The sequence below is a fragment of the Mycobacterium sp. genome, from assembly GCF_049683355.1.
Lineage (GTDB): Bacteria > Actinomycetota > Actinomycetes > Mycobacteriales > Mycobacteriaceae > Mycobacterium.
Map to the genome: position 1 here is coordinate 1 of NZ_JBAUJB010000143.1, position 7,904 is coordinate 7,904.

The 7,904-nt window shown below is 68.7% G+C and carries 9 protein-coding genes; 2 read left to right on the forward strand and 7 right to left on the reverse strand.

Annotated elements, in window-relative coordinates; genetic code table 11:
• Both WA944_RS09065 and WA944_RS09070 read right to left on the reverse strand, forming a co-directional pair.
• On the reverse strand, positions 1-921 hold a 921-nt coding region (locus WA944_RS09065), incomplete at its 3' end, for a SulP family inorganic anion transporter (RefSeq protein WP_526646765.1).
• Positions 918-1,295 carry an ArsR/SmtB family transcription factor gene (locus WA944_RS09070; RefSeq protein ID WP_526374177.1) on the reverse strand — a complete coding sequence of 126 codons (378 nt, stop codon included), beginning with the start codon at positions 1,293-1,295 and terminating at the stop codon, positions 918-920. The genes WA944_RS09065 and WA944_RS09070, both read right to left, overlap by 4 nt.
• Before the next feature lie 119 nt (positions 1,296-1,414).
• Between WA944_RS09070 and WA944_RS09075 the strand changes: the two genes are divergently transcribed.
• Positions 1,415-2,419 carry a PHP domain-containing protein gene (locus WA944_RS09075; RefSeq protein ID WP_526374176.1) on the forward strand — a complete coding sequence of 335 codons (1,005 nt, stop codon included), beginning with the start codon at positions 1,415-1,417 and terminating at the stop codon, positions 2,417-2,419.
• A gap of 18 nt (positions 2,420-2,437) precedes the next feature.
• Here WA944_RS09075 and dinB read toward each other — a convergent pair whose 3' ends face one another.
• Positions 2,438-3,655: a DNA polymerase IV gene (dinB, locus tag WA944_RS09080; protein ID WP_526611484.1), complete on the reverse strand. Its 1,218-nt coding sequence runs from the start codon at positions 3,653-3,655 to the stop codon at positions 2,438-2,440.
• Positions 3,656-3,679: 24 nt separating this feature from the next.
• A complete protein-coding gene (locus WA944_RS09085; protein WP_526374003.1) occupies positions 3,680-4,321 on the reverse strand; it encodes a TetR/AcrR family transcriptional regulator in 642 nt (213 codons plus the stop codon).
• Positions 4,322-4,475: 154 nt separating this feature from the next.
• On the opposite strand from WA944_RS09085, the gene WA944_RS09090 reads away from it, so the two are divergent.
• Entirely contained in the window at positions 4,476-5,951 is a 1,476-nt protein-coding gene (locus WA944_RS09090) for a flavin-containing monooxygenase (protein WP_526374004.1), read from the forward strand.
• A gap of 7 nt (positions 5,952-5,958) precedes the next feature.
• Here the strand turns inward: WA944_RS09090 and rraA are convergent, their stop codons facing one another.
• The 3 genes from rraA to WA944_RS09105 form a co-directional block, all read right to left on the reverse strand.
• Positions 5,959-6,441 (reverse strand): ribonuclease E activity regulator RraA, encoded by a 483-nt coding sequence (gene rraA / locus WA944_RS09095; protein ID WP_526374005.1) that lies wholly within the window; start codon positions 6,439-6,441, stop codon positions 5,959-5,961.
• A gap of 95 nt (positions 6,442-6,536) precedes the next feature.
• Positions 6,537-6,989, reverse strand: coding sequence for an Rv3852 family protein (locus WA944_RS09100; RefSeq protein ID WP_526374006.1), 453 nt, complete (start codon positions 6,987-6,989; stop codon positions 6,537-6,539).
• A gap of 78 nt (positions 6,990-7,067) precedes the next feature.
• Positions 7,068-7,901, reverse strand: coding sequence for a CopD family protein (locus WA944_RS09105; protein ID WP_526646767.1), 834 nt, complete (start codon positions 7,899-7,901; stop codon positions 7,068-7,070).
• Positions 7,902-7,904: the final 3 nt, after the last annotated feature.

Consider the following 7,904-nt stretch of genomic DNA (forward strand, 5'->3'; position numbering starts at 1 on the left):
TGCGGCCGTGGGGCCGGGGTGCGGCGGGGTCAACGCGTGCATCATCAGGAAGGCACCGATGGACGGCAGCACGTAGAGCATGAACGAGGCGCCCAGGCGCCGGGCCACGGTGTAGATGATGGGCAGCGATTCGATCGCGGCCAGCGCCGCGATCGCCAGCGCGGCGCCCATCAGGTCGCGCAGTGCGCCGAGGTCGGCGTGCGGGAGCACCGGCGCGGGCAGATGGGAGGGCAGCTCGCCGATGCTGGCGACCGGTATGCCCAGCACGACGACCAGCACGGTCGCGGCGACCACCGCGCTCAGCGATTCCGGGATGCTGCGGTGCAGACGAGGCAGCACGGTCATCAGCAGCGCGACGAAGGTCACCACCCCGAGGCTTTTCCAGGCGTGGCCCCAGTCGGCCTGGCTGACAACGTGCCAGGCGGCCACCAGGGTGCGCTCGCCGGGTGTGCCTGTCGTCGCGAAGGTCGCGGGAAGCTGCTGCAGGAAGATGATGGCGGCGATCCCGAGGGTGAATCCCTCGATCACCGGCCACGGGATGAACGTCACCGCGCGACCCAATCCGGTGGCACCGGCGGCCAGCACGATGAGCCCACCCAGCACGGTGACCAGGGCGACACTGCCGACCCCGTGCAGGACGACGATCGGGGCGAGCACCACCGCCATCGCGCCCGTGGGTCCCGACACCTGAACGTGTGAGCCGCCGAACACCGCGGCCACCAGGCCGGCGATGACCGCGGTGATCAGCCCGGCGGCGGCACCGACTCCGGAGCTGATGCCGAACGCCAGAGCCAGGGGGAGCGCGACCACGCCGACGGTAACGCCGGCGAGGATGTCGCGGCGCCACGACCGGGGGAGCTCGGAGTAGTCGCGACGACTGGGCAGCAGGCGGGCGAGGTTGCTCGCCGCGGACACGATCATCGGGGCGGCTGCACCGGCGGCAGCGCTTTGATCGCCTCGAGTTGATCGCGCTGCGCGCCGAGGGTGTCGGCGAGGAATGTGCGGGCGATGACGAGCAACTCGGAGACCTTGGGGTGGGCGAGTTGATAGAAGACCGCGTTGCCGACGCGCTGGCCGCTCACGACGTGGTGGCGCTTGAGCACCGCGAGGTGCTGCGAGAGCAGCGTCGCCTCGAGATCCGTCTCGGCCAGGATCTCGCTCACAGGAGTCGGCCCGCCGGAGGCGGACAAGATCTCCAGGACACGGATCCGCGCCGGGTGGGCGAGCGCCTTGAACAGATTTGCCTTGATCTCGTAGAGCGGCCGGTCGGCTGCGTCGGGGACACGATCAGGCACCAGGCACCTCGCGGATTGATGGATTGAACGAATACTCAATTCACTGTAGCTGCCGATGTCGCCGAATCCGTCGACTGTGGTGCGGCCAACCGGTCGCCGATATTGGGCACACTGGATCCATGGACCCGGTGACCGCGCTGCGCCAGATCGCGTACTACAAGGACCGCGCGCGCGAGGATCCCCGACGGGTGATGGCCTACCGCAACGCCGCCGACGTCGTCGAGGCGCTCACCGCCGAGCAGCGGGACCGGCACGGCGCGGCCAACAGCTGGCAGTCACTGCCCAAGATCGGACCGAAGACCGCCAAGGTCATCGCGCAGGCCTGGGCGGGGCGCGAACCCGACGTGCTCACCGAGCTGCGCGACACCGCCGCCGAGCTCGGGGGCGGCGAGATCCGGGAGGCATTGCGCGGTGACCTGCATGTGCATTCCAACTGGTCCGACGGATCAGCGCCGATCGAACAGATGATGATGGCCGCCCGCGATCTCGGCCATGAGTACTGCGCGCTGACCGATCATTCGCCACGGCTGCGGATCGCCAACGGCTTGTCGCCCGACCGGCTGCGCCATCAGCTCGACGTCATCGACGAGCTTCGCGAAAAGGTTTCTCCGATGCGGATTCTCACCGGTATCGAGGTCGACATCCTCGAGGACGGCTTTCTCGATCAGGAACCCGAGCTGCTCGAGCGGCTCGACGTCGTCGTCGCCAGTGTGCACTCGAAGCTCGCGATGGACGCCCCGTCGATGACCCGCCGGATGCTCAAGGCGGTGGCCAATCCGCACACCGATGTCCTCGGCCACTGCACCGGCCGGCTCGTGACCGGCGGCCGGGGCCAGCGTCCCGAATCGAAGTTCGACGCCGAGAAGGTGTTCACCGCCTGCCGGGACAGCGGCACTGCCGTCGAGATCAACTCCCGCCCGGAGCGGCGCGATCCACCGACACGGCTGCTCAAGCTGGCGATGGACATCGGCTGTGTGTTCTCCATCGACACCGACTCCCACGCTCCCGGCCAATTGGAATTCCTGGGCTACGGTGCCGCCCGCGCTGTGGACGCCGGACTGACCGCCGACCGGATCGTCAACAGCTGGCCCGCGGAGCGACTGCTGGATTGGACATCGTCTTGAGTCAGTCCGAGTCTTGAGTCAGTCCGGCAGCAGCGGCATCTCCAGACCCGGGTCGCGGCCCACCAACACGGCCCGGGTCAGCGCGGCGTTGCCGTAGCGGCCCCGCACCCGGTCGATCGCGGCGTCGACGCTGGTCAGGTCGGCAACCACGGAGGGGAAACCGAACGGAAGTTCCAGCTGCTGGGCCCCGTCGCGGTCGATGTTGCACACCGCGAAGCCCACCAGCGTCAGCCCGCGCGTGGCGATCAGCGGGCCGGCGGCGGCGACCAGGGCGCGTGCGGCGCCCAGGATCACCTCGGTCGACGCCGTGGCCCGCGGCATCGTGTGGGATCGGGTGGCCCGGCCGAAGTCGTCGAACCGCAGCCGCAGCACCACGGTGCGCCCGCTGCGTTGCGCTTTGCGCATCCGCCGGGTGATCCGGTCGATCAGGTTGACGACGACCGCGTCCACCTCGGCCGGCGTCATCGTGTTGCCCGCCCGGCCCAGCGCTCGTTGCGCCCCGACCGACCGACGCCGGTGCCCTGTCACCACCCGGCGGCGATCGACGTTGTGGGACAACGCGAACAGCTGACGGCCCATCGCCGGTCCGACCATCGAGCTCAACATCGCCTCACCGAGTTCGGCCACGTCGGCGACGGTCTCGATGCCGTGGGCGTGGAGTTTGTCGGCGGTTTTCGCGCCGACCCCCCACAGTCGCCGCACCGGTAGCGGGTGCAGGAACGCCAGCTCACGGTCCGGCGGCACCAGCAGCAACCCGTCGGGCTTGGCTTCCTGGCTGGCGACCTTGGCCAGGAACTTGGTGCGGGCGATGCCGACGGTGATCGGCAGGCCGACACGTTCGCGCACCTGTTCGCGTAGCCGGGCGCCGATCTGTACCGGGGTGCCCGCCACCCGGCGCAACCCCGAAACGTCGAGAAACGCCTCGTCCACGGACAGCGGCTCGACCACCGGGGAGGTGTCGTGGAAAACCTCGAACACCGCGGTGCTGGCCTGTGAGTACGCGGCCATCCGGGGCGGGACGACCAGGGCGTGCGGGCACAGCGCCCGGGCCTGGCGGCCCCCCATCGCGGTACGCACCCCATGGGCCTTCGCCTCGTAGCTCGCGGCCAGGACCACGCCGCCGCCGACGATCACCGGCCGCCCGCGCAGCGCCGGGTCGTCGCGCTGCTCGACCGAGGCGTAGAACGAGTCGAGGTCGGCGTGCAGGATGCTCGCCACCGCTTCGGACACGAACACATGTTCGCATCCGGGTCCGACAGGCTAGCGGGTATCGCCGTAGATGCTGGTGGTCCAGATGTGCACGAGGTTGTCGAGCACGCGATGGTCGGGCAGTGCGGGCTGGTGGCCGGCGAACGACGCCGTCATCACCGCTTCGTTGAGCAGGTTCAGCGACGTCGACAACTCGACGGCAGGCAGCGTGACGGGCGCGGCACCCGCGGCCCGTTCGGCCTCGATCACCGCGGCGATGTGGTCGATCCAGCGCTGCATCGAGGTCGCCCACAGGGCGCGGGCCTCGGAGTTGGCGGACTTGACCGCGACGGTCGCGGCGCAGACCGCGCGATGGGCGCCGAACGTCTGGAAGAACGCGTTGATGCCGTCGCGCCAGATGCCGCGGCGGGCGGTGGACCGATTCGCGATCAGCCCCTGCAGGGCGGTGTCGGCTTCGTCGATCACCCGCTCGAGCAGTGTCACCAGCACGGCGTCCTTGGAGGGGAAATAAAAGTAGAACGTCGGCCGGGAGAGCCCGGCACCCTTGGCGAGGTCGTCCACCGAGATCTCGGCCAACGACCGGCCCTCGAGCAGGCGCTCGGCGGTCTCCAGGATGGCCAGTTCCCGGTCGTCGCCGGAAGGGCGTGCGGCGCGTCTGCCCCGGCCGGGGCGCGCCTGGCTTGCAGTCGTCACGGCAGTGACAATCTGGCCGGGGTCACGGCAGTGACAGTTCGGCCGGGCTCACGGCAGTGACCATCCCGCAGTGCTCACCGGGCTGACTTTACACCCTGTCGAAAATCTCGACAGGGTGTTGACTCATTCAACACGGCGTTGATAGCTTGACACCATGACCGAATTTGTCGACGTAGTGATCGTGGGCGCCGGTATCTCCGGCATCAGTGCCGCCTGGCATCTGCAGGACCGCTGTCCCGGCAAGAGCTATGTGATCCTGGAACGCCGTGCCAACCTCGGCGGCACCTGGGATCTGTTCAAGTACCCCGGCATCCGCTCGGACTCCGACATGTTCACGCTGGGTTTCCGTTTCAAGCCGTGGACGTCCGAGAAGGCCATCGCCGACGGCCCCGACATCATGTCCTACCTGTTGGACACCGTCGCCGAGTACGGCATCGACAAGCACATCCGCTACGGCCAGAACGTCAAGACCGCCGACTGGTCCGACGCCGACGACCGCTGGACGGTCACCGTCGACCGTGACGGTGAGCAGGTGGAAATCTCCGCGCGCTACCTGATGGCGTGCAGTGGCTATTACAACTACGACCAGGGCTACTCGCCGGAGTTCGCGGGGTCGGAGGACTTCGAGGGCGACATCATCCATCCGCAACACTGGCCCGAGGATCTCGACTACGCGGGCAAGCGGATCGTCGTGATCGGCAGCGGCGCCACCGCCGTCACTCTCATTCCAGCACTTGTCAATTCGGGTTCCGGCCACGTGACGATGCTGCAGCGTTCGCCGACCTTCATCGCTGCACTGCCCGACGTCGACCCGTTCACGGTGCAGACCAACAGGCGGTTGCCCGAGAAGGCCGCCTACGTGCTGAACCGCTGGAAGAGCATCCTGGCGCAGTCGGGCCAGTATCAGATCGCGCGCCGATTCCCGGACATGTTCCGCAAACAGTTGCTGACGATGGCCCGCCGCCGGCTGCCCGAGGGTTTCGACGTCGACAAGCACTTCAACCCGCGTTACAACCCATGGGACGAGCGAGTGTGTCTGGCGCCCAACGGGGACCTGTTCAAGACCATCCGCGCCGGCAAGGCCGACGTCGTCACCGACACCATCGAGCGGTTCACCGAGACCGGGATCCAGCTGTCCTCCGGGCAGCATCTCGATGCCGACATCATCGTCACGGCAACGGGTTTGAACCTGCAGCTGTTCGGTGGGGCGACGATCTCCCGTAACGGCAAGGCGATCGAACTCAACGACACCATGGCCTACAAGGGCACGATGCTCACCGACATGCCGAACATGGCGTTCACTATCGGGTACACCAACGCGTCGTGGACGCTGAAGGCCGACCTGGTGTCCGAGTTCTTCTGCCGGATCATCAACTACATGGACGACCACGGATACGACAAGGTCGAACCGAAGCATCCCGGCAGCGCCGTCGACGAACGGCCGCTGATGGACTTCACACCGGGCTACGTCCTGCGAGCGCTGGACTACCTGCCCAAGGCCGGCTCTCGTGCACCCTGGCGCCTCAAGCAGAACTACCTGCTCGACCTGCAGTTGATCCGCAGGGGCAAGGTCGACGACGCGGCGCTGGAGTTCTCCAGGCACCGGGTGCCCGCGACCAGCACGGCGTAGCAGCGATTCAGCCTCCGGCGAGGACGACGATGCCGTCCTCGTCGCTGTAGGCGATCTCGCCGGGCACGAGCAGCACGCCGCCGAACTCCACAGCTGCGTCGCGCACCCCGTCACCGGTCTTGGTGCTCTTGCGCGGATTGGTGCCCAGCGCCTTGATGCCGATGTCGAGGGTGCGCAGTGTCGCCGCATCCCGCACCGCGCCGTTGATGATCAGACCGGACCACCCGTTGGACCGGCCCAGCTCAGCGATTACGTCGCCGACCAGTGCGGTGTGCAGGGAGCCGTCGCCGTCGACCACCAGCACCCCTCCGTCGCCCGGCTCGCCGAGCACCGACTTGAGCAGTGCGTTGTCCTCGAAGCATCGCACCGTGGTGATCGGCCCCGCGAATTGCGAACGACCACCGTACTGGGTGAGCTGTAGATCGCAACTGCGGACATCGGGGCCGATCTCGTCGACGAGGTCGGCAGTGGGGCGTGGCGTAACGGTCACCGCGCCATTATGACGTCGTGCACGAACTTCGCGAGCCCCGGTTCGGCATCTGCCCGCACGTCGCCTGCGGTCAAGCTGTTTTGAGCTAGTCGCCGTTACCGCCGTCGGGCCACGTACATCACCGCGGCGATCGCCAGCAGCGCGGTGAACAGCGCCGCCGCGATGGGCAGGCGGGACGAGTCGTGGTCCTCACGCTGGGCCGGCGGGGGGCCGGAGACAGCGTTGCTGGCGGTGGCGACCGCCGACTTCGCTTGTGCTGCGGCCTCGTTGGCGGCTGAGCTCAGATCACCGTTGGTTTCAGCGAGCTGCGTGGCAGCCGGTTGGGCCTTCTTGGCGGGCGCCTTCTTGGCCGGTGCGGCCTTCTTCGCAGGCACCGACTTCTTGGCGGCTGCCGCCTTCTTCGCGGGTGCCTTCTTCACCGGCTTGGCCTTCTTGGCGGGCGCGGCCTTCTTCGCGGCGGGGGTCTTCTGCGCCGGCGGCGGCGGCGGCTCCTTTGCAGGGGTTGCGGCATCGGGACTTTCGTCGGGCCGATCCGGCTGGTCTGCCATGTCGCTGCTCCTTTTGAGTGGTCTGCACCCGGCAGTGTTCCCCATCATGCCAGGTCGCATATCGGCCGCAGTCCGGTGTCATCCGGTGAGCGCCAGTGTCGCGGCCGCGGCCAGCGTCACGGCCATCAGCCCCAGTTCGGTGTACGCGCGGGTCCTCGAGACGACTGAGGTGGTCCGGTGGGTGCGGGCAGCGGGAAGCCAGCTCGACCGGTTGCGCCATGCCAGCGCGGCGAGCGCAACGGTGAGCACGATCTTGGCGGTCAGCACCCTGCCGTATCCAGTCGTGTACAGGTCGGCGGGCGAACGGAGCACCACCGCCGCGCCGAGGACACCCGCGGCGAGCAGCACCGCCACGCACCCCAGAGAGAGATGGGAGAACCGAGGCAACACCCGCGCCCACTGCCCGCGGTGCTCGACGGTGAGCACCAGTGCGGCGAGCACCCCGCACCACAGTGCCGCGGCCAGCGCGTGCACCGCGATCGCGGCGCCGCCCCACGGGCTCAGCGACAAGTGCCCGGTCAGAGGATGACCGACGATGCCGATCCCCGCGAGGCCGGCAGCGACGACACACACAGGGCCCGACCGCGGCGCCAGGGCCGCCATCAGACACAGCGCCGCCGCGGTGACGACCGTGATCAGGCCCGCCCGCCCCGGGGCGGTGTCCAGCGTGAACGCGACGGCGGTGCGTGCCCCGAGGCGGGTGACGTCGGTCCCGGTCGCCTCGGCGCTGGCGATCACCAGCCGGATCAGCTCGGTGACCAGCCCGACCGCCGAGGCCACGACCAGTGGCACCCTCGCGGTCCAGATGAGCTCGTCACGGTGGCGGCCTGCGTCCAGGACGGGTGCCACGGCCAGGCCGAGCGTGAGGACCGCGGCACCGTCGGCCGCCGCCCGCGCCAGCGACGGGGCCAGCGC